The organism is Bacteroides faecis (assembly GCF_020091505.1).
GTDB classification, from domain to species: Bacteria; Bacteroidota; Bacteroidia; order Bacteroidales; family Bacteroidaceae; genus Bacteroides; species Bacteroides faecis.
Genome location: NZ_CP081916.1, coordinates 500,126 through 523,915 on the forward strand (window position 1 = coordinate 500,126; position 23,790 = coordinate 523,915).

The 23,790-nt window shown below is 42.7% G+C and carries 20 protein-coding genes and 5 tRNA genes; 4 read left to right on the top strand and 21 right to left on the bottom strand.

Annotated features, from left to right (window positions below; all coding sequences use genetic code 11):
• Positions 1-34: 34 nt before the first annotated feature.
• The 16 genes from rpoB to rpsU all read right to left on the bottom strand — a co-directional run bounded on the left by rpoB (position 35) and on the right by rpsU (position 10,281).
• Entirely contained in the window at positions 35-3,847 is a 3,813-nt protein-coding gene (gene rpoB / locus K6V30_RS02585; protein WP_008762029.1) for a DNA-directed RNA polymerase subunit beta, read from the bottom strand.
• Between the two features lie 104 nt (positions 3,848-3,951).
• Positions 3,952-4,326 (bottom strand): 50S ribosomal protein L7/L12, encoded by a 375-nt coding sequence (gene rplL / locus K6V30_RS02590; protein ID WP_002558082.1) that lies wholly within the window; start codon positions 4,324-4,326, stop codon positions 3,952-3,954.
• A gap of 47 nt (positions 4,327-4,373) precedes the next feature.
• Positions 4,374-4,892 carry a 50S ribosomal protein L10 gene (rplJ, locus tag K6V30_RS02595; protein ID WP_010535561.1) on the bottom strand — a complete coding sequence of 173 codons (519 nt, stop codon included), beginning with the start codon at positions 4,890-4,892 and terminating at the stop codon, positions 4,374-4,376.
• Positions 4,893-4,907: 15 nt separating this feature from the next.
• Positions 4,908-5,606, bottom strand: a complete 699-nt coding sequence (gene rplA, locus K6V30_RS02600; protein WP_010535562.1) for a 50S ribosomal protein L1 — start codon at positions 5,604-5,606, stop codon at positions 4,908-4,910.
• Positions 5,607-5,621: 15 nt separating this feature from the next.
• The gene (gene rplK, locus K6V30_RS02605; protein ID WP_008762027.1) at positions 5,622-6,065 is read right to left on the bottom strand and encodes a 50S ribosomal protein L11; all 444 of its coding nucleotides are present in this window, start codon (positions 6,063-6,065) and stop codon (positions 5,622-5,624) included.
• Positions 6,066-6,126: 61 nt separating this feature from the next.
• Positions 6,127-6,669, bottom strand: coding sequence for a transcription termination/antitermination protein NusG (gene nusG, locus K6V30_RS02610; RefSeq protein WP_004296362.1), 543 nt, complete (start codon positions 6,667-6,669; stop codon positions 6,127-6,129).
• A gap of 17 nt (positions 6,670-6,686) precedes the next feature.
• Positions 6,687-6,878 carry a preprotein translocase subunit SecE gene (gene secE, locus K6V30_RS02615; protein WP_004296363.1) on the bottom strand — a complete coding sequence of 64 codons (192 nt, stop codon included), beginning with the start codon at positions 6,876-6,878 and terminating at the stop codon, positions 6,687-6,689.
• Positions 6,879-6,892: 14 nt separating this feature from the next.
• Positions 6,893-6,965: transfer RNA gene (locus tag K6V30_RS02620), tRNA-Trp, on the bottom strand.
• 55 nt (positions 6,966-7,020) lie between these two features.
• Positions 7,021-8,205 (bottom strand): elongation factor Tu, encoded by a 1,185-nt coding sequence (tuf, locus tag K6V30_RS02625; RefSeq protein WP_008762026.1) that lies wholly within the window; start codon positions 8,203-8,205, stop codon positions 7,021-7,023.
• 50 nt (positions 8,206-8,255) lie between these two features.
• Positions 8,256-8,327 (bottom strand) — tRNA-Thr (locus K6V30_RS02630).
• A gap of 10 nt (positions 8,328-8,337) precedes the next feature.
• A tRNA-Gly gene (locus tag K6V30_RS02635) sits at positions 8,338-8,410 on the bottom strand.
• Between the two features lie 28 nt (positions 8,411-8,438).
• Positions 8,439-8,521: transfer RNA gene (locus K6V30_RS02640), tRNA-Tyr, on the bottom strand.
• A 127-nt stretch (positions 8,522-8,648) separates the two neighbouring features.
• Positions 8,649-8,722 (bottom strand) — tRNA-Thr (locus K6V30_RS02645).
• A 97-nt stretch (positions 8,723-8,819) separates the two neighbouring features.
• Entirely contained in the window at positions 8,820-9,119 is a 300-nt protein-coding gene (gene hpf / locus K6V30_RS02650; RefSeq protein WP_010535563.1) for a ribosome hibernation-promoting factor, HPF/YfiA family, read from the bottom strand.
• Between the two features lie 15 nt (positions 9,120-9,134).
• Positions 9,135-10,016, bottom strand: a complete 882-nt coding sequence (gene xerC, locus K6V30_RS02655; RefSeq protein ID WP_055269547.1) for a tyrosine recombinase XerC — start codon at positions 10,014-10,016, stop codon at positions 9,135-9,137.
• 73 nt (positions 10,017-10,089) lie between these two features.
• Positions 10,090-10,281, bottom strand: a complete 192-nt coding sequence (gene rpsU, locus K6V30_RS02660) for a 30S ribosomal protein S21 (protein ID WP_002558090.1) — start codon at positions 10,279-10,281, stop codon at positions 10,090-10,092.
• A gap of 191 nt (positions 10,282-10,472) precedes the next feature.
• Here rpsU and K6V30_RS02665 point away from each other — a divergent pair, with 191 nt between their 5' ends.
• The 3 genes from K6V30_RS02665 to K6V30_RS02675 all read left to right on the top strand — a co-directional run bounded on the left by K6V30_RS02665 (position 10,473) and on the right by K6V30_RS02675 (position 13,891).
• Entirely contained in the window at positions 10,473-12,254 is a 1,782-nt protein-coding gene (locus K6V30_RS02665) for an aminopeptidase P family protein (protein WP_022300898.1), read from the top strand.
• Between the two features lie 95 nt (positions 12,255-12,349).
• Positions 12,350-12,862 (top strand): gamma carbonic anhydrase family protein, encoded by a 513-nt coding sequence (locus K6V30_RS02670; protein WP_010535566.1) that lies wholly within the window; start codon positions 12,350-12,352, stop codon positions 12,860-12,862.
• Between the two features lie 765 nt (positions 12,863-13,627).
• Positions 13,628-13,891 carry a TlpA family protein disulfide reductase gene (locus K6V30_RS02675; protein WP_055269548.1) on the top strand — a complete coding sequence of 88 codons (264 nt, stop codon included), beginning with the start codon at positions 13,628-13,630 and terminating at the stop codon, positions 13,889-13,891.
• Between the two features lie 158 nt (positions 13,892-14,049).
• Here the strand turns inward: K6V30_RS02675 and K6V30_RS02680 are convergent, their stop codons facing one another.
• Entirely contained in the window at positions 14,050-15,273 is a 1,224-nt protein-coding gene (locus K6V30_RS02680; protein WP_010535568.1) for a 3-deoxy-D-manno-octulosonic acid transferase, read from the bottom strand.
• 16 nt (positions 15,274-15,289) lie between these two features.
• Positions 15,290-16,804 (bottom strand): glutamate--tRNA ligase, encoded by a 1,515-nt coding sequence (gene gltX, locus K6V30_RS02685; RefSeq protein ID WP_010535569.1) that lies wholly within the window; start codon positions 16,802-16,804, stop codon positions 15,290-15,292.
• A gap of 94 nt (positions 16,805-16,898) precedes the next feature.
• On the opposite strand from gltX, the gene K6V30_RS02690 reads away from it, so the two are divergent.
• Positions 16,899-18,971, top strand: a complete 2,073-nt coding sequence (locus K6V30_RS02690) for an HD family phosphohydrolase (RefSeq protein ID WP_010535570.1) — start codon at positions 16,899-16,901, stop codon at positions 18,969-18,971.
• Here K6V30_RS02690 and K6V30_RS02695 read toward each other — a convergent pair.
• Genes K6V30_RS02695 through priA form a run of 3 tightly spaced genes read right to left on the bottom strand, consistent with a single transcriptional unit; the run spans position 18,946 to position 23,772 of the window.
• On the bottom strand, positions 18,946-19,416 hold the full coding sequence (locus K6V30_RS02695; RefSeq protein WP_022300895.1) for a low molecular weight protein-tyrosine-phosphatase: 471 nt from the start codon (positions 19,414-19,416) through the stop codon (positions 18,946-18,948). The two genes, K6V30_RS02690 and K6V30_RS02695, sit on opposite strands and share 26 nt — an antisense overlap.
• 44 nt (positions 19,417-19,460) lie before the next feature.
• Positions 19,461-21,257 carry a DUF4091 domain-containing protein gene (locus tag K6V30_RS02700; RefSeq protein ID WP_055269549.1) on the bottom strand — a complete coding sequence of 599 codons (1,797 nt, stop codon included), beginning with the start codon at positions 21,255-21,257 and terminating at the stop codon, positions 19,461-19,463.
• Between the two features lie 58 nt (positions 21,258-21,315).
• Positions 21,316-23,772 carry a replication restart helicase PriA gene (priA, locus tag K6V30_RS02705; RefSeq protein ID WP_055269592.1) on the bottom strand — a complete coding sequence of 819 codons (2,457 nt, stop codon included), beginning with the start codon at positions 23,770-23,772 and terminating at the stop codon, positions 21,316-21,318.
• Between the last annotated feature and the right edge of the window lie 18 nt (positions 23,773-23,790).

The following is a 23,790-nucleotide window of genomic DNA, read 5'->3' on the forward strand; positions in this document are numbered from 1 at the left end:
TCGGCCTATTGACATCCTGCATTCTTTCATTATTTTATTCTAGGTTGATACTCAAACCTAAACCTCTCAACTCGTGTAACAATACGTTCAAGGATTCCGGAATACCGGGTTGCGGCATCGGTTCACCTTTCACAATTGCTTCATAAGCCTTAGAACGTCCTACTACGTCGTCAGACTTAATAGTCAAGATTTCCTGCAGGATATGAGCAGCACCGAAGCCTTCGAGTGCCCAAACCTCCATTTCTCCGAAACGCTGACCACCGAATTGTGCTTTACCACCAAGAGGTTGCTGAGTAATCAATGAGTACGGACCGATAGAACGAGCGTGCATCTTGTCTTCAACCATGTGCCCCAGCTTCAGCATATAAGTCACACCTACGGTTGCTGCCTGGTCAAATTGCTCACCTGTACCACCATCACAAAGATAAGTTTTACAGTAACGTGGCAATCCCGCTTTGTCTGTCCACTGATCCAAGTCGTCCATCGTAGCACCGTCAAAAATAGGAGTTGCAAATTTCACGCCCAAAGTTTTTCCGGCACGACCTAATACAGCTTCAAAAATCTGACCAATGTTCATACGAGAAGGCACACCCAACGGATTCAGTACAATGTCAACCGGAGTACCATCTGCCAAGAACGGCATATCTTCCTGACGTACAACACGTGACACAATACCCTTGTTTCCGTGACGACCTGCCATCTTATCACCTACACCAATCTTACGTTTCTTAGCAATATATACTTTAGCCATCTGAATGATACCAGCCGGAAGTTCATCACCGATAGTGATAGCAAACTTCTTACGTTTCAATTCAGCATCCAGTTCTTTGTATTTCTTGATAAAGTTCATAACCAGATCACGAACCATACCATTAGTATGGTCATCACTAGTCCAGTTACTCAGCTGAATAGAAGTAAAGTCAAGTGAATCAAAATCAGAAGCACTGAACTTAGATCCCTTAGCAATAACTTCTGCGCCCAAGTAGTCTTTCACACCCTGAGAAACCTTGCCTTCAGTCAAAGTCATCAGTTTCTTAACCAGAATACGCTTCAAGTCTGCAACCTTTGATTCAAACTCATCGTCAATCTTAGGCAACAATGCTTTATCCGCCAGTTTAGAGCTACGGTTCTTGATTACACGTGAGAAAAGTTTCTTATCAATAACAACACCTTTCAAAGAAGGAGAAGCTTTTAAAGAAGCATCTTTCACATCACCTGCCTTATCACCGAAGATAGCACGAAGCAGTTTTTCTTCCGGAGAAGGATCAGATTCACCTTTCGGAGTAATCTTACCGATCATGATATCACCCGGTTCGATACGCGCACCGATTCTTACGATACCATTTTCATCCAGGTCTTTAGTAGCTTCCTCACTTACATTCGGAATATCAGAAGTCAATTCTTCCATACCGCGCTTCGTTTCACGAACTTCCAGAGAGTATTCTTCTACGTGAACAGAAGTCAACAAGTCCTCGCGAACCACGCGTTCGTTCAATACGATAGCATCCTCATAGTTATATCCCTTCCATGGCATATAAGCAACCAACAGGTTTTTACCCAAAGCTAATTCACCCTTTTCGGTAGAATAACCTTCAGTCAGGATGTCACCCTTCTTCACGCGCTGACCTTTGTCACAAATCGGACGCAAGTCAATAGTCATGTTCTGGTTCGTCTTACGGAACTTCGGAATTCTATATTCTTTCAAAGCAGGCTCGAAGCTTACAAATTCTTCGTCTTCTGTACGGTCATACAAAATACGGATCGTAGTTGCATCAACGAAGTCAACAACACCATCGCCTTCTGCAGTAATCTGCGTGCGAGAGTCTCTCACTAACTGACGTTCGATACCTGTACCTACAATCGGAGCTTCACTTCTCAACAAAGGAACTGCCTGGCGCATCATGTTTGATCCCATCAATGCACGGTTAGCATCATCATGTTCCAGGAACGGAATCAGTGAAGCAGCAATCGATGCAATCTGCTGAGGAGAAACGTCCATCAAATCTACTTCAGACGGTTCTACAACCGGGAAGTCAGCGTCCTGACGAGATTTAACTTTATTGCGGACAAATGTACCGTCATCATTCAACGGAGCATTACCCTGTGCAATAATCTTTTCTTCTTCTTCTTCAGCAGTCAGATAAACCAGACCATTATCGGAAAGATCCACTTTTCCGTTTTCCACTTTACGGTACGGAGTTTCAATGAATCCCAGTTCATTAATTTTAGCGAATACACACAAGGAAGAGATCAAACCGATATTCGGACCTTCAGGAGTCTCAATCGGGCATAGACGACCATAGTGTGTATAGTGAACGTCACGAACCTCAAATCCGGCACGTTCACGAGAAAGACCACCAGGCCCCAGTGCAGACATACGACGCTTGTGCGTAATTTCAGCCAGCGGGTTTGTCTGGTCCATGAACTGTGACAAAGCATTTGTTCCAAAGAAAGAGTTGATCACAGAAGAAATAGTCTTCGCATTGATCAAATCGATCGGAGTAAATACTTCATTGTCACGAACATTCATACGTTCACGAATCGTACGAGACATACGAGCCAGACCAACAGCAAACTGATTAGAAAGCTGCTCACCAACTGTACGCACACGACGGTTACTCAAGTGGTCAATATCATCCACATCCGCTTTTGAGTTAATCAACTCAATCAGATATTTAATGATTTCAATGATATCTTCCTTCGTGAGGACACGCACGTCCATATCAGTCGTCAGATTCAACTTCTTGTTAATTCTGTATCGACCTACATCACCAAGGTCATATCGTTTTTCTGAGAAGAACAAGTTGTTGATAACTTCACGTGCACTTGCGTCATCAGCCGGATCAGCGTTACGCAACTGACGGTAGATATACAACACAGCTTCCTTTTCCGAGTTACTCGGGTCCTTCTGCAGGGTATTATATATAATAGAGAAATCAGATTGATTCGGCTCGTCCTTATGTAAAAGGATGTTTTGAACTCCCGATTCCAAAATTTCATCAATATGTACTTCCTCCAGCACGGTTTCACGGTCGATAATAACCTCGTTACGTTCGATAGAAACCACTTCACCGGTATCTTCATCAACGAAATCTTCAATCCATGTTTTCAAAACACGTGCAGCTAACTTACGACCTAGAACTCTCTTCAGATTTGTCTTGTTTACCTTCACATCTTCTGCAAGGTTGAAAATCTCAAGAATATCCTTATCGTTCTCGAAGCCAATCGCACGTAACAAAGTAGTTACCGGCAATTTCTTCTTACGGTCGATGTATGCATACATCACATTATTGATGTCAGTAGCAAACTCAATCCACGAACCTTTAAACGGGATAATACGAGCCGAATAAAGTTTCGTACCATTGGCATGTACACTCTGACCGAAGAACACACCCGGAGAACGGTGAAGCTGTGACACAACTACACGTTCGGCACCGTTAATGACGAAAGTAGCCTTGTCAGTCATATAAGGAATCGGGCCGAGGAATACGTCCTGAATAACTGTATCAAAATCCTCATGATCGGGGTCAGTACAGTACAGCTTAAGTTTCGCTTTCAAAGGAACACTATATGTGAGCCCACGCTCTATACAATCATCGATGGTATAGCGCGGCGGATCAATATAATAATCCAAAAACTCAAGAACAAAATTGTTTCTTGTATCGGCAATAGGGAAGTTTTCAGCAAATACTTTATACAAACCCTCATTCTTGCGCTTTTCAGGTGGGGTATCTAATTGTAGAAAGTCTTGGAATGACTTCAATTGTACTTCCAGGAAATCCGGATATTCAAGCGGATTCTTAGTCGAAGCAAAATTAACTCTTTGATTTACAGTATTTGAAGACATCTGTGAATGAATTTGGAGAACTTAATTTGAAATATATACACAAAAAGGTTAAGAATCCTCTTGCGAAGGATTCCTAACCGAATTACCTGATTACCAGGCTAATGTTATTTAAGTTCAACTTCAGCTCCAGCTTCTTCCAATGTTTTCTTCAATGATTCTGCTTCGTCTTTAGCCAAACCTTCTTTTACTACACTAGGAGCACCGTCTACCATGTCCTTAGCTTCTTTCAAGCCAAGACCACAAGCTTCCTTAACGGCCTTAACAACCTGAAGTTTAGCTGCACCAGCACTCTTCAATACTACGTCGAAAGAAGTTTTTTCTTCTACAGCAGCAGCACCAGCTGCAGGACCAGCAGCAACAGCAACAGCTGCAGCAGCAGGTTCAATACCGTATTCTTCTTTAAGGATAGTTGCAAGTTCATTAACTTCTTTTACTGTCAAGTTAACTAATTGTTCTGCAAAAGCTTTCAAATCTGCCATTTTTTGTATGATTTTAATTGTTTAAATACTTTGTTGTTTTTTGAAAATTATTCGGGTCTCTCACCAAGAGTTTTGAGAACTCCGTGAAGGGTGTTACCACCTGATTGAAGAGCAGAAATAACATTCTTGGCCGGAGATTGCAACAATGCAACGATATCGGCGATGACTTCGTTCTTACTCTTGATAGCAACGAGAGCATCCAATTGGTCTGCACCAATATAGAAGCTTTCTTCTGCATATGCAGCTTTCAGTCCGGGAATTCCGTCTTTAGCTTTGTCCTTGATCAGTTTAGCAGGTACGTTTGCAGTGTTGCAAAACATAACAGCTGTTGTACCTTTCAAAGAACCGTAAAGAGGAGAGAAGTCTTCTTCCAGGCTCTCAAGAGCTTTGTGAAGCAATGTATTCTTAACTACCATCAATTTGATGTCAGATTTGAAACAATCTCTTCTCAATGCACTTGTAGCAGTAGCGTTCATCGCTGTAACGTCTACCAGGTAGAAGTGGTTATATTCCTTTACTGTAGCAGCAATTTGCTCTATAATCGAATTTTTATCTTCCTTTCTCATTATTTCTCTGTTTTATTAGATTTCTTCCACTGATTTCGGGTCGATCTTGATACCCGCACTCATTGTACTAGAAAGATAAATACTCTTAATATATGTACCCTTTGCTGCGGTCGGTTTCAGTTTGTTCAGAGTAGAGATAAACTCTTTCGCGTTGTCGCGAATCTGATCAGGACTGAATGATACCTTACCGATAGAAGTATGAACGATACCGCTCTTATCAACTTTAAAGTCAATCTTACCTTGTTTTACTTCTTTTACAGCTTTAGCAACATCCATAGTTACAGTACCACTCTTCGGGTTAGGCATCAATCCACGAGGACCGAGTACACGACCGAGTGCACCAATTTTACCCATGATAGATGGCATAGTGATAATTACATCAATATCAGTCCATCCACCTTTGATCTTTTCAATATATTCGTCAAGACCAACATAGTCAGCACCAGCTTCTTTTGCAGCAGCTTCAGCATCCGGTGTACAGAGTACCAAAACACGTACTTCTTTACCAGTACCATGAGGAAGTGAAACAACACCTCTCACCATCTGGTTAGCTTTACGTGGGTCTACACCTAAACGTACGTCAATATCCAGTGAGGCATCAAATTTAGTGAAAGTAATTTCTTTTACTAAAGATGCAGCTTCTTTCAGTGAGTATGCTTTCCCTGCTTCAATTTTTTCTGCAGCTAACTTTTGATTTTTTGTCAGTTTACCCATTACAATTGAAGTTTATTAGTTATTAACCGGGAACTCCCCTTTTACAGCGATACCCATACTTCTAGCTGTACCAGCAACCATTCTCATGGCAGCATCCACAGTAAAACAGTTTAAGTCAACCATTTTGTCCTGAGCAATCGTACGAATCTGTTCCCAAGTAAGCTCGGCAACTTTCTTACGGTTAGGCTCAGCAGAACCACTCTTTACCTTAGCTACTTCAAGCAATTGAATAGCAACGGGAGGAGTCTTGATTACAAAATCGAAAGACTTATCTGCGTAGTAAGTAATGATAACAGGCAAAATCTTACCTGCCTTGTCTTGGGTTCTGGCATTGAATTGCTTGCAAAATTCCATGATATTAATACCCTTGGAACCCAAAGCAGGTCCAACTGGGGGTGATGGATTTGCAGCGCCTCCTTTAATCTGTAACTTGATTAGTCCAGCAACTTCTTTAGCCATTTTTTTATTGATTTATATATAAACATTAAACGAAGAACAACAACAGCGTAACAATTCCGCGTTATTCTTTTTCCACTTGCATAAAGCCTAATTCAAGCGGCGTTTTGCGCCCGAATATCTTCACCATGACCTTTAGTTTCTTCTTTTCGCTATTCACTTCTTCAATGATACCACTGAATCCGCTGAAAGGACCAAAAGTAACTTTCACAGTCTCACCCACTACATACGGAATATTGAGTTCTTCACCCGTTTCCTGTAGCTCGTCTACTGTACCAAGTATACGATTCACTTCTGATTGTCTGAGAGGCACCGGTTTTTCGGAGCCACCTAAAAAGCCTATCACATTCGGAGTATTGCGTAGGTGATGAGCGACCTCACCGACCAAAGCAGCCTCCACTAAAACGTAACCAGGGAGATAACTTCTCTCTTTCACAATTTTTTTACCATTGCGAACCTGATACACTTTTTCAGTTGGAATCAATACCTGAGATACATATTCACCAAGGTCGCTGTTTTTAAGATCAGCTTCAAGATATTCCTTTACCTTAGCTTCTTTTCCGCTAATAGCACGCAGAACGTACCATTTCTTTTCAATCTCAGCCATTTTCAATTCCTATTTTTTTAATGTGGATAAACAATTTTTTCCATGAAGTTCTGGAAACAGACATCCATACCCCATACTACCAATGCAATAAGCAGGGAAGCATATAAAACAACTACTGCACTGTTAGCAAGTTCGGAATACGTAGGCCACGATACTTTATGAACAAGTTCGTCGTAAGATTCTTTAATATAAGCTATTACCTTTTTCATTTCAATAATATTAGCACGGGAGGAGAGGCTCGAACTCCCGACACCCGGTTTTGGAGACCGGTGCTCTACCAACTGAGCTACTCCCGTTTGTACATAATCAGTTCCCGATGGTAAAACCGGGAACTGATTAATTATTGTTGTATTAGTCGATAATTTCAGTAATCTGACCAGCACCTACTGTACGTCCACCTTCGCGGATAGCGAAACGAAGACCTGGGTTCAATGCTACTGGGTAGATCAACTCTACAGTGATAGTTACGTTATCACCCGGCATTACCATTTCTGTTCCTTCCGGCAAAGTGATTTCACCTGTACAGTCCATAGTACGCAAGTAGAACTGAGGACGGTATTTGTTGTGGAACGGAGTGTGACGACCACCTTCTTCTTTCTTCAGGATATAAACCTCAGCTTTGAAGCGAGAGTGTGGTTTAATCTGACCCGGTTTACAAAGAACCATACCACGTTTGATTTCATTCTTGTCAACACCACGGAGCAACAAACCTACGTTGTCACCAGCTTCACCCTGATCCAACAGTTTACGGAACATTTCAACACCAGTTACAACTGATTTCTTATCTTCACCTAAACCAAGGATTTCAACTTCATCACCTACGTGGATGATACCAGATTCGATACGACCTGTTGCTACAGTACCACGACCTGTGATAGAGAACACGTCTTCAACCGGCATCAAGAATGGTTTATCAACATCGCGCGGAGGAAGCGGAATCCAGTTATCAACTGCATCCATCAGTTCCATAACTTTGTCTTCCCATTTTTCTACACCGTTCAATGCGCCAAGAGCAGAACCTTGGATGATAGGAGTATTGTCACCATCGAAATCATAGAATGAAAGAAGTTCTCTCATTTCCATTTCAACGAGTTCCAACATTTCTTCGTCGTCTACCATATCGCACTTGTTCAAGAATACAACCAGACGAGGAACGTTTACCTGACGAGCCAACAAGATATGTTCGCGAGTCTGAGGCATCGGACCATCAGTTGCAGCACAAACGATGATAGCACCATCCATCTGAGCAGCACCAGTTACCATGTTCTTTACGTAGTCGGCGTGTCCCGGACAGTCAACGTGTGCGTAGTGACGGTTAGCTGTTTCGTACTCAACGTGTGAAGTATTGATAGTAATACCTCTTTCTTTTTCTTCAGGAGCGTTATCGATAGAATCGAAAGAACGCAACTCAGAAAGACCTTTTTTTGCCAACACCGTAGTGATAGCAGCTGTCAACGTTGTCTTACCGTGGTCTACGTGACCGATTGTACCAATGTTTACGTGCGGTTTGGTACGTTCAAATTTCTCTTTAGCCATAGCTTTACTTGTTATTTATTTGATTAATAATCAGCATTTACATCTTTATGAGCTGTTACCGGGATTTGAACCCGGGACCTCTTCCTTACCAAGGAAGTGCTCTACCACTGAGCTATAACAGCAAGAAAAAAGAGCGGAAGACGGGGCTCAAACCCGCGACCCTCAGCTTGGAAGGCTAATGCTCTATCAACTGAGCTACTTCCGCATTCTTGCCAAAGTTGTCACTCTGATTGTGGGCAAAGATGGATTCGAACCACCGAAGTCGAAAGACAGCAGATTTACAGTCTGCCCCATTTGGCCACTCTGGTATTTGCCCTTAATACTTAAAACGAAGAATTAAAATCAAAAAGCGAACAATACTCCGAAGACAGATGTTTTATTCTCAGTTCTTCTTCTAATTCTTTCCTCGCTATGCGAGCCGGAAGACTTTCATCATCCCTTCGAGCCTCTTGTCGGATTCGAACCAACGACCCCGAGATTACAAATCACGTGCTCTGGCCAACTGAGCTAAAGAGGCGTTCTAGCTAAAAAATGCAACCGTCACGTTCTAACGCGAGCGAAACGGCTGCAAATTTAGTTATTTATTTCTTTCCCGCAAAATATTTGCGATTTTTTTATTTGCTACGCTGTTTTTCCTTGTATTTCACCAGTTGTTTTTCAAGCGCTTCTACATCCAGGTCAATTGCTTCCTCAAATGTATCACATACTTTACTTGCATAAAACTCACCATTGGGGATAAGTATTTTTATGCCTGCCTCTTTATTTTCGGCAGCCTCCGGCTTAATTACCTTTAATGACACCTCTACTTTCTTTATATCTTCGTAATATTTTTCCAACTTAGACACTTTCTTCTGAATAAATGCCTGCAATTGCTCTGACGCATCAAAGTGAATTGATTGAATTCTAATATCCATACTTACCTCCTTTTTTTAAGCTCTTGGATGAGCTTGTTTATACACTTTTTTAAGTTCTTCAAATGTGGCATGCGTATAGATCTCGGTAGTTGCGATACTCTCGTGACCCAAAAGTTCTTTTACCGCGCCCAGTTCCGCTTCATTATTCAGCATCGTGGTAGCAAAAGTATGCCTCAACACGTGAGGACTTCTTTTCTTCAGCGTCGCCACCTTTGACAGGTTCCGTTTCACTAAATTATAGACCAGATTCTTATAAAGCCGTTCACCACTCTCCTTCACGAAGAAGGCTTCCGACCTTTCCGGAATCATTTCGTTTCTTATATTAATATATTCAAGCATCAACTCCCGCAGTTCGTCACCGAACGGTATCAGCCTTTGCTTGTTTCTTTTCCCGGTTACTTTCAAAAGAGAAGCGGAGAAATCCACATCCTTATCATCCAAACCTATCAATTCTGAAAGCCTCATGCCGGTGGCATAAAACATTTCAATAATCAACCGATCGCGACAACCTTTAAATCCTTCGCCAAAGTCCGTATCATCCAGCAACTTATCCATTTCGCTCTCTTTCAGAAAAACAGGTAACGTTTTTTTATTCTTAGGTCCCGTTATTTTCCTTAACGGATCCACTGTCACCTCTCCTTGCCTTAAAAGATACTTATAGAACGACCGGAGCGAACTCAACTTACGATTTACAGAAGTCGAAGTATATCCCCTATCCATTAATGAAACAATCCATTCACGAATCAATTCACCTTCCACCTCCAACGGATCAAACTTTCCGTACTCTTCTTGAGCAAACTCCCGCAGCTGCTTTATATCCTCGCCATACGCCAGAACGGTTTTTTCGGAATAATTCCGCTCATACCGGAGATAATCAAGAAAAGATTTAATTAACATAATATCGCTACATCTAAAATCGTGCAACGAATGTATGAAAAGAATTCAATAATTCAAAGGAAATTACGAATTATTAATCTTCTACTTGCTGAAGTTGTTGTACATAAACCGCACGTTCTTTCTTAAGTCTTTTAGTTACAGACGGTTTATCAAATTGCTGTCTGCTTCTCAATTCTTTTACGATACCAGTTTTCTCAAATTTTCTTTTAAACTTCTTCAGCGCTTTTTCAATGTTTTCGCCTTCTTTTACAGGTACTACAATCATTTTGTTATTATTAATATGTTATTGGTTAAAAATCTCCGCAGTCAAATTGCGCCGCAAAATTACACATACTTTCTTTATTCACAAAACTTTCGGCAAATATTTCTCAAAAACTATTCATAAACAAATCATTAACCACGAAAAGTTAGTACCTTTGAAACTCTTAAATATGTCTATAATTAATATAATAAGGTATGAAACAGAGTATAAAAGAGCGTCTACACGCGCTACGGATGACATTTCATCCTAACCATATCAAAGCGTTCATCATTCCCAGTACCGATCCGCACCTGAGTGAGTATGTAGCTCCTTACTGGATGTCCCGTGAATGGATTTCCGGTTTTACGGGTTCCGCCGGAACAGCCGTTGTCTTAATGGATAAAGCCGGATTGTGGACAGATTCCCGATATTTTCTACAAGCGGAAAAGGAATTAGAAGGCAGCGGTATTACATTATATAAGGAGATGTTACCGGAAACCCCGAGCATCACAGCGTTTCTCTGTCAGAATCTAAAGCCGGGAGAATCTGTGAGCATTGATGGAAAAATGTTTTCTGTGCAACAGGTGGAACAGATGAAGGAGGATCTGGCGCCATATCAGTTACAGATCGATATGTTTGGCGACCCGCTGAAAAGCATATGGAAAGACCGTCCTTCCATGCCCGATGCTCCGGCCTTCATCTATGACGTCAAATATGCAGGAAAAAGTTGTGAGGAAAAAGTTACCGCTATTCGTGCTGAACTGAAAAAGAAAGGTATTTATGCCTTATTCTTGTCCAGTCTGGACGAAATAGCATGGACTCTTAATTTGAGAGGAAGTGATGTACATTGCAATCCGGTTATAGTGAGTTACCTGCTGATTACTCAGGACGATGTGATTTATTTTATCTCGCCGGAGAAGGTTACCCAAGAAGTAAGCGAGTATTTGAAAGAGCAGAAGGTCAGCCTGAAGAGATATGATGAAACAGAGGCTTTTCTGAGTTCTTTTACAGGAGAAAGCATACTCATCGATCCCAGAAGAACGAACTATGCAATTTACACATCCATCAATCCTTCATGTAAGATCATCCGTGGCGAATCCCCCGTGACGTTACTGAAAGCAATTCGTAATGAGCAGGAAATTGACGGCATCCACCATGCGATGCAACGGGATGGTGTGGCACTTGTCAAATTCCTCAAATGGCTGGAAGAATCAGTACCTTCGGGCAAAGAGACCGAATTAAGTGTAGACCGGAAGTTACATGAGTTCCGAGCAGCCCAACCTCTTTATATGGGAGAAAGCTTCGATACAATCGCCGGATACAAAGAGCATGGAGCAATTGTGCACTATTCAGCAACACCGGAAAGCGATGTCACGCTTCAACCAAAAGGTTTCCTTCTGTTGGATTCGGGAGCACAATATTGGGACGGAACTACCGATATCACCCGCACCATTGCATTAGGTGAACTGACGGAAGAAGAAAAAACAGACTATACCTTAATATTAAAAGGTCACATTGCATTGGCAATGGCTAAATTCCCTGCCGGAACACGCGGTGCTCAGCTCGACGTATTGGCCCGTATGCCTATCTGGAGTCATGGAATGAACTTCCTACATGGCACGGGACATGGCGTCGGACATTTTCTGAGTGTTCACGAAGGACCTCAAAGTATCCGTATGAATGAGAATCCTGTTGTGCTGCAACCCGGCATGGTCACTTCCAATGAACCCGGTGTGTATAAAGCAGGCAGCCACGGGATACGCACCGAAAATCTGACGCTGGTCTGCAAAGACAGAGAAGGAATGTTTGGAGAATACCTTAAGTTTGAAACCATCACCCTATGTCCTATCTGCAAGAAAGGTATCATCAAAGAGATGCTGACGGCAGAAGAAATCAAGTGGTTCAATGACTATCATCAAACCGTTTACGATAAACTTTCTCCCAGTCTGAACGAAGAAGAAAAGAAATGGTTGCAAGAAGCAACAGAAGCTATTTAAAACTGTTTCCGTGCGACATCTGAGCCTAACACGAGGGAGGATGTGTCAAAATGGAAAAGTATTCAATAAAAACATCATCAAAAACAATATATTTTATGGCTTTAATCAAATCAGTTCGAGGTTTTACTCCCGAAATTGGAGAGAACTGCTTTTTGGCAGACAATGCAACTATTATAGGAGATGTAAAAATAGGAGATGACTGTAGCATCTGGTTCTGTACAGTATTGCGTGGTGACGTCAATTCTATACGGATAGGCAATGGAGTCAATATTCAAGATGGAACCGTGCTACATACTTTATATGAGAAATCAACCATTGAAATCGGTGATCATGTTTCGGTAGGACATAATGTGACCATTCATGGAGCAACTGTTAAAGATTATGCACTCATAGGAATGGGATCTACCATACTGGATCATGCTATAGTGGGCGAAGGAGCCATCGTTGCCGCCGGCTCTTTGGTATTGAGTAATACAGTAATAGAACCCGGAAGTATCTGGGGCGGAGTACCCGCTAAATTTATTAAGAAGGTAGACCCTGAACAGGCGAAGGAGCTAAACCAAAAAATCGCTCACAATTACCTGATGTATTCTCAATGGTATAAATAGAAAAAACAGCCTTCAGCCCTTTCAGCTTTTCTCGCAAACGACTTGCCAGAAGGGGATAGCGGCTGAAGGCGTGCTTTTACACCCCTTCTCTGACATGCTCTATGAAAGGGTAAATAGTTTCAGCCCCTTCAGCCGGAAAGATAAAATATTCGGAAACTACTAACTTCCGTCTCAATAGAGCCTGTATTGATCCCAAACAAAGGTTCTATCAGGAACAAACAGAACCTCTGTTTGAGGCAAACGAAGCCTCTGTTTTTTTTCTGAACTATAGATCGGTTTATTCATTTTAAATAACCCGGTATACTATCCATTTTCACTTCGGAGGCGGGTAACCTTCATCTCGGTGGTGAATGAAACTCATCTCCGAGCCTACAGAATTCAGCCCGTATGCTAAATGGCTATAACTTGCAGACAAAGTAGCCACAGCCAGTAAATTATGAATTTATATATGACCGAGGCTGAAAGGGGCTGAAACCACTCCCCCCTTCTCTAAGCAATCTGAGAAGGGGTATAAAAGTGTTCCTTCAGCCGCTCCCCCCTTCCGGCAAGTCGTTTGCGAGAAAAACTGAAAGGGCTGAATGCAGAAAGTATCCAAGTAGTAGTATGAACTAATAGCTGTACATCTTTCATTCAAATGTCGTACATCTTCGACTCAAACGTTGTACCAGAATCAAACAACTCAAGTACTTGCCACGAGCAAGTCTTGTACTTATCGGGAAGTACTCTAATACAAGTTTGGCTCCTATCATCTCTTAAACCATATTCATGCAATACCAAGCAGCTATATCAACAAGAACTCTACTATATAATCATATACAAAAAACATGGAAAATACTCATAGAAAATATAGCCGGAGATCACTATTGGCTAAACAAAGAGCAATGGAATTACTTATGGAAGCAGTTTCAGATGACAGGGCTACCGATGTACCTGATAATGGATAAGCAAGGAAACATCGTGAAACGTTTCACTCACATCACAGCTAAAGAGCTGAAAAATTTATTGGAACAAGAAATCAATAAAATATAAAAGCTATAAGCATTCACCGAAAGCAAAACTCCACCTTAAGAAATTCAAGCTGAAAGTTACATAGCCGGAAAACAGCTTTAAAAGAAAATCCCCCTATTTTAGCCTTATCCATAATGGAGTACTAAAATAAGGGGATCATTATTCTTATATATCAATCTCTAAAAGTTAATCATGTGCATAATCTTTTCCGTAGCTCCGGCATTACTGGTCACATAATAACCGGCATTCGCACCGGTTTCACGCATGAAAACATCGTCTGTCTGGAATCGGTCCAGCAAGGCTTTGAGTTCATCATAATCCTTTATTGAGTATGCGCCTTTGGCTTCGAGCAATCGGATCGCCTCCATAAACTTTTGATATTTCGGTCCGAATATGACAGGAATACCATATACAGCCGCTTCCAGCGTATTATGAATGCCGACACCAAAACCACCTCCAATATATGCCACTTCTCCATAACGATAAATAGAAGATAGCAGTCCGAAGCAGTCGATAATCAAACAATCAACTTTCAACACATTCTTTTCGTCAGCACGAGTATAGCGTACATAAGGACGTTTCAACTTACTGATTATTTCCACCAGATGATTTTCATCAATCACATGCGGAGCAATAATCAGCTTCATTTCCGGATGGCTGTTGAAATACTCCAGAAACAAATCCTCATCCGGTCCCCAAGAACTGCCCGCCACAAATGTAAAGGCATTGTCTCCTTTAAACATTTTCACCAGCGGAAGGTCTTTGGCCTCTTCGCGAATCTGCAACACACGGTCGAAACGAGTATCTCCCACCACTGTCACACGACTGATACCAATCTTCGACAAATAGCGTTTGGAGGCCTCATTCTGCACAAACAAATGATCGAAATCTTTCAACACATTGCGATAAGTTCCTCCATACCATTTAAAGAATATCTGATCACGACGGAAAATGGAAGATACGCTATATACTGGAATACGACGTTTATGAAGTTCATCCAGATAATTCTTCCAGAATTCGTACTTGATGAAGAACGCCATGCAAGGGTTTGCAATATCCAGGAACTTCTTCACATTCCGCGGTTTATCAAACGGCAGATAGCATACAATGTCCGCTCCCCGGTAATGCTTGCGCACTTCGTAACCGGAAGGAGAGAAAAAAGTAAGCAATATCTTATAATTGGGATATTTTTCCCGAATCATTTCTATTAATGGACGCCCCTGTTCAAACTCACCGAGCGAAGCAGCATGAAACCAGATATACTGTTCTCCTTTCTCCACTTGTTGACGTAAAAGCTCATATACCACCCAATGCCCCTTCATCATTTTTCGGGGTTTACGGCTAAACGGGGCAGCTAAATGAACCAGAAGGTCATAAATAACTATTGCCAGGTTGTAAAGCATAATTTACAAGTCCTAATTATTTAAGTACCTCTACGGCACGCTTCATACGAGCCAATGTCTCTTCCTTGCCCAGTACCCAAGAGATATCGAACATGTGCGGACCTTTTCCTTCGCCCACCAGCGTCAAACGGAAAGCATTCATTATATTACCCGTGTGGTAACCTTTCTCAGCAATCCAGTCCATCACTACTTTTTCCTGGCCTTCAATGCTGAAATCTTCAATGCCGGCAATGACTTCCGCCAATTCCGTCATACATTTTGCAGAGTCTTCCTTCCAGCGTTTCTTTACTGTCTTTTCGTCATATTCAGCAGGAGCTACAAAGAAGAAGCTACATACATCCCACAGTTCCTTGATAAAACTTACACGATCTTTCATCATACCAACTACCGTAACAACCTTCTCGAAAGGAGCTTCCACGCCATGCTCTTTCAGCACAGGCAGAAACAGTTCGGCAATCTCTTCATTCGGTTTAAGCTGGATATACTGATGATTGAACCAAATACCTTTTTTATAGTCGAATTTAGCCCCCGACTTACTGCAACGATGGATATCGAACAACTGTATCATCTCATCCATAGACATTACTTCCTGATCGTTGCCCGGATTCCATCCCAATAAAGCCAGGAAGTTAATCACCGCTTCGGGCAAATAACCTGATTCACGATATCCGGAAGACACTTCGCCCGATTCCGGACGCCATTCCAACGGGAATACAGGGAATCCCAGGCGGTCGCCGTCACGCTTGCTCAGCTTACCGTTTCCTTCCGGTTTCAGCAGCAAAGGCAGGTGGGCAAATTCCGGCATCGTATCTTCCCAACCGAATGCACGGTATAACAGTACGTGCAACGGAGCTGAAGGCAGCCATTCTTCGCCACGGATTACATGAGACACTTCCATTAAATGGTCGTCTACGATATTGGCAAGATGATAAGTAGGCAATTCATCAGCCGACTTATAGAGCACCTTATCATCCAGAATAGATGAATTAATAACTACTTCACCACGAATCAAGTCATTCACGTGAACATTCTCGTTCGGCTCGATTTTGAAACGAACCACATATTGCTTTCCTTCAGCAATCAATGCGTCCACTTCTTCTTTCGACATCGTCAGAGAATTACGCATCATCCCACGGGTAGATGCATCATATTGGAAGTTAGCAATTTCCGCACGCTTAGCGTCCAGTTCCTCGGGAGTATCAAAAGCTATGTATGCTTTGTCATTGTCCAGCAAAATCTGCACATATTTCTTATAAATTTCGCGACGTTCGGACTGACGGTACGGGCCATGTTCTCCACCGAAGCTCACTCCTTCGTCAAAGTGGATACCCAACCACTTGAATGACTCGAGTATGTACTCTTCCGCTCCCGGAACAAACCGGTTAGAGTCAGTATCTTCAATACGAAAAATCAAGTCTCCGCCGTGTTGACGCGCAAACAGATAATTATACAAAGCTGTACGCACACCGCCGATGTGCAATGCTCCCGTAGGACTCGGAGCAAAACGAACTCTTACTTTTCTTTCTGCCATAATTTGGGTTAGTATAGGTAAATCGTGGCAAAATTAAACCTTTTTTTCCACACTATTGTTTTTTTTTGTACTTTTCGCAAAAATTTCAATGCGTATGGAACATATGAAGAAAAAAAAGAGGTTCTCACGAAGAGATCTATTATATAAATCATTGCTGTTTATAGTCACAGTGACACTGATTGTCTATTTCCTGCCACGTGACGGGAAGTTCAACTATCAGTTTGATATCAACAAGCCTTGGAAGTACGGACAACTGATTGCAACTTTCGACTTTCCGATCTACAAAGACGATGCAGTAGTGAACCGGGAGCAGGATAGTCTGTTGGCTTCCTTCCAACCCTATTATCTGCTCGACAAACAGATTGAAAAAGATGCAATCAGTAAGTTAAAGGAGAATTACCATACTCATCTGAAAGGTATACTCCCTTCCGTAGATTATCTGCGATACATCGAACGGACATTAAAAGAAATATACGGGGCAGGTATCGTATCGACAGAAAACATACAAAAACTCCACAAAGACAGCACATCGGCTATCATGATCATCGATGATAAGCTTGCTAACTCCAAGCCTACCGATAATATATATACGGTCAAGAAAGCCTATGAATACTTGTTATCCGCAGATACGACCCACTTCAACCGTGAGATTCTGAGACAATGTTCCTTAAACGAATATATTACTCCTAATCTTACCTTCGACCAGCAACGGACGCAGACCGCCAAAGAAGAAATGCTTAATAATTATTCCTGGGCAAACGGATTGGTTGTCAGCGGACAGAAAATTATAGATCGCGGAGAAATCATTAGTCCGGAAACTTATAACATACTGGAGTCATTACGCAAAGAGTCCATCAAACGCAGTGAATCCATTGATCAGAGCCGTCTGATTCTTGCCGGACAGATTTTATTTGTCGGCATGCTGATGCTTTGCTTCATGCTCTATCTCGACCTGTTCAGGAAAGATTATTATGAGCGCAAAGGCAGCTTGTCGTTATTGTTTACACTGATTGTGTTCTATAGTGTGGTAACCGCTTTCATGGTAACACACAATATATTCAATGTATATATGATTCCGTATGCGATGCTGCCCATCATCATACGAGTTTTCCTTGATTCGCGAACGGCTTTCCTGACGCATGTCATTACGATATTGATCTGTTCTATATCACTGCGTTTTCCGCATGAGTTCATTCTGACGCAGTTAGCCGCCGGATTAGTTGCCATTTTCAGTTTAAGGGAACTCTCACAGAGATCACAACTCTTCCGTACGGCATTATTGGTGATACTGACTTATGCAGCCATCTACTTCGCTTTTGAGCTAATGACTGAAAACGGACTTGCCAATGACTTTTCGAAACTGAATGTCCGGATGTACACCTATTTCATTATCAATGGTATCCTGCTGCTGTTTACATATCCGCTGTTGTTCCTGTTGGAAAAAACATTCGGCTTTACTTCTAATGTGACTTTGGTCGAGCTTTCAAATATCAACAGCGACCTCCTGCGGCAAATGTCCGAAACAGTGCCCGGAACTTTCCAGCACTCTATGCAAGTAGCCAATCTGGCAGCAGAGGCAGCTATCCGTATCGGAGCGAAAAGTCAATTAGTACGTACCGGAGCCTTATATCATGATATTGGCAAGATGGAGAATCCGGCCTTCTTTACAGAAAACCAGTCGGGAGGAGTCAATCCTCATAAGAATCTGAATTACGAACAGAGTGCTCAGGTCGTGATCAGTCACGTGACAGACGGGTTGAAACTGGCAGACAAACACAATCTGCCGAAAGTAATCAAAGACTTCATCAGCACTCATCATGGACGAGGAAAAACGAAATTCTTCTATATTTCATGGAAAAACGAACATCCGGACGAAGAACCGAATGAGGAGCTGTTCACTTATCCGGGTCCCAACCCTTTCTCAAAGGAGACAGCTATTCTGATGATGGCGGATGCCGTTGAAGCCGCTTCACGCAGCTTACCGGAGTATACCGAAGAAAGTATAAGCAACTTGGTCGACAAAATCATTGACTCCCAAGTTGCAGAAGGTTACTTCAAAGAATGCCCTATTACTTTCAAGGACATTGCGACGATTAAAGCAGTATTCAAAGAAAAGCTGAAGATTGCTTACCACACCCGGATCAGCTATCCTGAGCTAAAGAAGTAAGCAGGCCGGCACAGGCATCTTCGAGCACATCCAGCACATACTCAAATCCTTCGGCCCCTCCATAGTAGGGGTCGGGGACATGATCGGCAGGAATACGGGTACAATACTCCGTCATACGGTGAATCTTTTTCCATTCTTCCATAGAAGGAGCTTTCTCTTTCAGATCGTCTATGTTACGGTCGTCCATGCCAATAATCAAATCAAAATTATAAAAATCCTCCGTTCGTACCGGACGGGAGCGATGAATCAGTTGATAACCACGACGGGCAGCATGGGCACGCATCCGGCTATCCGGCAATTCACCCTGATGATATGACAGGATTCCCGCGGAATCTATCACAAACTCTTTTTCCAGTCCGGCTTCTTTGATCAGGTGAAGCATTACCCCTTCTGCCGTAGAGCTACGGCAGATATTTCCTAAGCAGACAAACAGTATTTTCTTCATCATTTACTTTTAATAATTGGCAGAATTAATTCGTCTCTGCTATATCAAAACGAATTCAGTATCTGATTCGCCCGGTTCACGGTAACAGCTGCCGGTATTTCCGGCATGGCCCCCAGTCTGAACGGAGCTAACATTTTCTCTATTTTCTTTAGTCCGGCTCTATTTCCTTTTTTCTCAAATTCCTGACGGAGAATCGTTATTTTTTCGTGTGCCTGAATACCTTCGATCAAACGTTCGAAACGGATACAGCTACGAGCTCCCGGATATACCAGATAAGTATCTCCAGCCGCCCAGGTACGGAAACGTGAATCAAGCAATGGTTCCAAAGGCCAGCTATTGTATGCCCAGCGCAGATAGCCGTCCAGATGTTTCTTAGAGCAATAGTAACTCATCCAGGCAGCCTCAGCCGGATCGGAAAAGGTGAATGTATTAGGATGTGCTTCCGTACAACAAGTATAGTAAGTAGTACGCTTATTCTCAGCCAAACGACGGAGGCGCACCTCTTCCGGGAAATTCTGACCGATAGTTATGCAATAGTCATATAAATCAGGCTCTATCTCAGCATGATAGTTACCAGCCAGTGATACTTTAAATTCAGGATCTGCTTTACGAATCACCTTCAATGTTTTCTGCATCACCTCCATCGGACGCTCATCCATCGCAATCGTACAAATATCAAACCAGCCTTTCTCTTTCAAATGCCTGGAGAAGGAAGCAAGCATGGCAACCCACATCTCTTCATAAGCAGGTTCCCCCGGTGCTGTCTTCACAAATTGCAATGAATTCGTAGCCTGGTCAAAATACTGGAAAGATAATTCCCAGGGAACCATAGAGTAGCAGTTGATCTGTTTGTCAATACCGACACTCATCATAAATTCTACCCAACGGTCGAAAACGGTATAGTCAAAAGCCCAAGTACCGTCAGCACGTTTCATCCAAGTGACCATCGTGTCAAAATAATCTTCTGTCTGACCGTTCCAGGGTTTATGTGTCAAGGTAGCTGTAATAATCTTCTGTCCGGCATCCGCCAACATTTTCATCAATGGGCGCATAGCGTCCAAATGTTCCTGACTCCACAAGGGAACCTGATAATAACGGGCAACAGCAAACGGACTCTGCCACAAATCCAGATGATAAGCCCATTCGGACGGTACCGGAAGTTCACGGGAAGAAACTACTATTTCAAGATTGAGCTGCTGCAACAGACGGGAACCGTCTTTTACCAGTAATGCTCCCTTATAAGTTCCGGGAGCAGCGGATTGAGGAATCCAGCATTGCACCCAGATAGGCTGAACCGTACGCGAAGGAAGAGCCAGTGATTTCAGATTCGTGTCAATCGGATCGGCTACCAGCAGTGAATCAAAATCCACAGCCTTTCGGTGCCCACATGCACCTCTGCCGTCCTTATTCAATTCATCGGTCATCACGTAACGGATGAAACCGCCCTTGAATGCTTCGTTCGAAAGAGAATTTCCTTTTTTATCTTTAAAATCAGTAAAACTGAAGTTCAAGTCTTTCACTTCAGCACCTGTCCATACGACAGCCTGCGCATTTACACGTTCGCCGCGCCAGCCTTTCAAGACTGCAATTTGCTGTTTCTTCAACTGGGGGAGTTTGTGTTTCGCATACCGGACATCGGTAGTTCCCCAGGAAACCTGGGTGGTAGTCACTGCTGCCCATTCTTTGTCAGAGGGGGGCGTAGGGTCAGGCAGTTCCTCGTAAGTCTCTATTGGAAATTTCGGTTGCCCCGTAGAGGTTCCACACTGAGTCACTCCTTGTTGAGCAAAAAGAGGACTCACACCAATAAGACATGTTAAGCAATAAATCGTAAGTCGTTTCATGGTTAATTAATTTATAAAGGTTATTATAAGAGAAAATTAGTGAGATCTATATGGAGGGCTACATCGGATCTACGTCATAATAGACGATCAGAGACTTATAGCGTTCATCTTCCAGCATCTCTTTCTGAATACGTTGCAGCAATTCGCGTGCACGTCCCATCGGAGCATTCTGTTCAATCTTCAGCACTATCTTTTTTATGAATAAGGTCTGGATACGGGCAACGGGAGGTTTGTCCGGTCCCAATACCCGGTTGCCGAACACCATTCTTAGCTTATCTGCCATGACCGCTGCCATCTGATCCAGCAGTGATTCATTATGGTTCTTCAAATAAACATATACCAACCGATAGTAGGGAGGATAGTGGAACATTTGCCGCTCTGCGAGCTGACCATCCACCATTTCTTCATAATTATTGCCGATAACCTGGTGGATAATAGGATGTTCAATACTCTTCGTTTGCAGCACTACCCGCCCACGTTTATTCTTACGCCCGGCTCGTCCCGCCACTTGTGCCATCAGTTGAAAGGCACGTTCGTAAGAACGGAAATCCGGATAGTTCAACATGGTGTCGGCATTCAGAATACCTACTATACTTACATGGTCAAAGTCCAGCCCTTTCGACACCATCTGCGTACCAATCAGTATATCTGTTTTCCCTTGTTCAAAATCGGCGATAATCTTTTCATAGGCAGCACGGGTACGGGTAGTATCCAGATCCATGCGGGCCACAGCCGCTTCCGGGAAAAGAACCTTAATATCATCTTCAATCTTTTCCGTTCCAAAACCACGATTGACCAGTTCTGTACCTTCGCAGGCGGGACAGGATTTCGGCAGTTGATAGGTATAGCCGCAATAATGGCATGTCAGTTGGTTGATTCCCTTATGATAAGTCAGGCTCACATCGCAGTTCTTACATTTCGGCACCCAGCCGCAAGTACGACATTCTACCATCGGTGCAAATCCGCGGCGATTTTGAAAGAGAATGACTTGTTCTTTCTGCTCCAGTGCCTCTTTCATGTATTGTATCAGCAGCGGTGAGAACTGTCCTACCATCCGCCTCTTGCGATGAAGTTCTTTGATATCTACCGGGATTATTTCCGGTAACTGAATCTCTTTATATCGTTCTTTCAGCTGTACAAATCCATATTTTCCACTGGTAGCGTTCTGCCATGTTTCTATAGAGGGAGTGGCAGTTCCGAGAAGTGTTTTAGCTCCATACATGGCAGCCAGTACGATAGCTGCATTACGTGCATGATAACGGGGAGCCGGATCTTGTTGCTTATATGTATTCTCATGCTCCTCGTCCACAATGACCAATCCCAGATCACGGAAAGGCAAAAATACGGAAGAACGGACCCCCAGAATAATATCATACCCTTTCTCTCCCAGTTGTTTGCGCCAAATCTCTACTCGCTCGGCATCCGGAAACTTGGAATGATAAATCCCCAAACGAGAACCGAATACCCGTTGCAAACGCTCTGTGATTTGAGTTGTCAACGCTATTTCAGGCAAGAGATACAACACTTGTTTTCCCTGACGGATCGTTTCTTCTATCAGATGAATATATACTTCTGTTTTACCACTTGATGTAACTCCATAAAGCAGACAGACATTTTTCTCCTGAAAGGATTGTATGATCTCATCATGTGCCCGCTGCTGAAACTCGTTCAAGGCATTCAACTCAACCACATCTTTCACTTGCTGATTCAACCGACCGACCTCATGAAAGTAAATCTCAAATATCTTTTTTTCCACCAGACCATTCAGAATAGAAGGAGATACACCCGCACGTTGTAAAAGTTCTTTTTTCGAAACTTCTTTTGGCGTTTCTCTTCCTAATATTCCTGAACACTCTACATATTTCATCAGCAACGCCAACTGCTTCGGAGCACGGGACAGGATATCAAACAAGATATGAAGCCTCTTTTCATCAGCAGAGCCCGCTAATCGTACCCTTGCCTCTGTTTTTGGCTTGTAAGTACGACGCAATTCTTCTTTCACAAAAATGGCTTCTTTATCCAGCAGAGATTTAATGACGGTAAGGATATTTTTCATATCACTCTCCTTCTCCAGTTTAGTGACACACTGCTGGGAGTCTACCGAAAGCAAATCAAGAATACGCTGTTCTCTTTCTGACAATGGTGTATCCGCTTCAAAGTCAGGATTATATTCCACGATCGTTTCACTCTCCAACTTCAAGCCGGAAGGAAGTGCCGCTTTATAAACATCTCCTTGCGTACAGAGATAATAATCCGCCAGCCACTCCCAAAATTTAAACTGAGTGGGCAACAAAATAGGAGAAGCATCCAGCAATGCTGATATTTCCTTCACCTCATACTCCGTCGGAGCACAATAATGAACATTACGAACGATAGCTGTATAAAACTTCTTCCGTCCGAAAGGAACTATCACACGACAACCGATCTCGACCTCTTCCGCACATTCATCCGGCAGAGAATAGGTGAAATATTTCGGAAGCGGTAATGGTAATATGACATCTACATACTTTTTCATTGCAAGCACAAAAGTACA

Bases quoted from the DNA above. Each gene is read 5' to 3' on its own strand.
- K6V30_RS02670 (WP_010535566.1), top strand. From the start codon at position 12,350: ATGGCTTTAATCAAATCAGTTCGAGGTTTTACTCCCGAAATTGGAGAG.
- rplL (WP_002558082.1), bottom strand. From the start codon at position 4,326: ATGGCAGATTTGAAAGCTTTTGCAGAACAATTAGTTAACTTGACAGTA.
- secE (WP_004296363.1), bottom strand. From the start codon at position 6,878: ATGAAAAAGGTAATAGCTTATATTAAAGAATCTTACGACGAACTTGTT.
- rplK (WP_008762027.1), bottom strand. From the start codon at position 6,065: ATGGCTAAAGAAGTTGCTGGACTAATCAAGTTACAGATTAAAGGAGGC.
- rplJ (WP_010535561.1), bottom strand. From the start codon at position 4,892: ATGAGAAAGGAAGATAAAAATTCGATTATAGAGCAAATTGCTGCTACA.
- K6V30_RS02665 (WP_022300898.1), top strand. From the start codon at position 10,473: ATGAAACAGAGTATAAAAGAGCGTCTACACGCGCTACGGATGACATTT.
- rplA (WP_010535562.1), bottom strand. From the start codon at position 5,606: ATGGGTAAACTGACAAAAAATCAAAAGTTAGCTGCAGAAAAAATTGAA.
- rpoB (WP_008762029.1), bottom strand. From the start codon at position 3,847: ATGTCTTCAAATACTGTAAATCAAAGAGTTAATTTTGCTTCGACTAAG.
- nusG (WP_004296362.1), bottom strand. From the start codon at position 6,669: ATGGCTGAGATTGAAAAGAAATGGTACGTTCTGCGTGCTATTAGCGGA.
- K6V30_RS02700 (WP_055269549.1), bottom strand. From the start codon at position 21,257: ATGAAACGACTTACGATTTATTGCTTAACATGTCTTATTGGTGTGAGT.
- xerC (WP_055269547.1), bottom strand. From the start codon at position 10,016: ATGTTAATTAAATCTTTTCTTGATTATCTCCGGTATGAGCGGAATTAT.
- K6V30_RS02680 (WP_010535568.1), bottom strand. From the start codon at position 15,273: ATGCTTTACAACCTGGCAATAGTTATTTATGACCTTCTGGTTCATTTA.
- priA (WP_055269592.1), bottom strand. From the start codon at position 23,772: ATGAAAAAGTATGTAGATGTCATATTACCATTACCGCTTCCGAAATAT.
- K6V30_RS02690 (WP_010535570.1), top strand. From the start codon at position 16,899: ATGGAACATATGAAGAAAAAAAAGAGGTTCTCACGAAGAGATCTATTA.
- tuf (WP_008762026.1), bottom strand. From the start codon at position 8,205: ATGGCTAAAGAGAAATTTGAACGTACCAAACCGCACGTAAACATTGGT.
- rpsU (WP_002558090.1), bottom strand. From the start codon at position 10,281: ATGATTGTAGTACCTGTAAAAGAAGGCGAAAACATTGAAAAAGCGCTG.
- gltX (WP_010535569.1), bottom strand. From the start codon at position 16,804: ATGGCAGAAAGAAAAGTAAGAGTTCGTTTTGCTCCGAGTCCTACGGGA.
- K6V30_RS02675 (WP_055269548.1), top strand. From the start codon at position 13,628: ATGCAATACCAAGCAGCTATATCAACAAGAACTCTACTATATAATCAT.
- hpf (WP_010535563.1), bottom strand. From the start codon at position 9,119: ATGGATATTAGAATTCAATCAATTCACTTTGATGCGTCAGAGCAATTG.
- K6V30_RS02695 (WP_022300895.1), bottom strand. From the start codon at position 19,416: ATGAAGAAAATACTGTTTGTCTGCTTAGGAAATATCTGCCGTAGCTCT.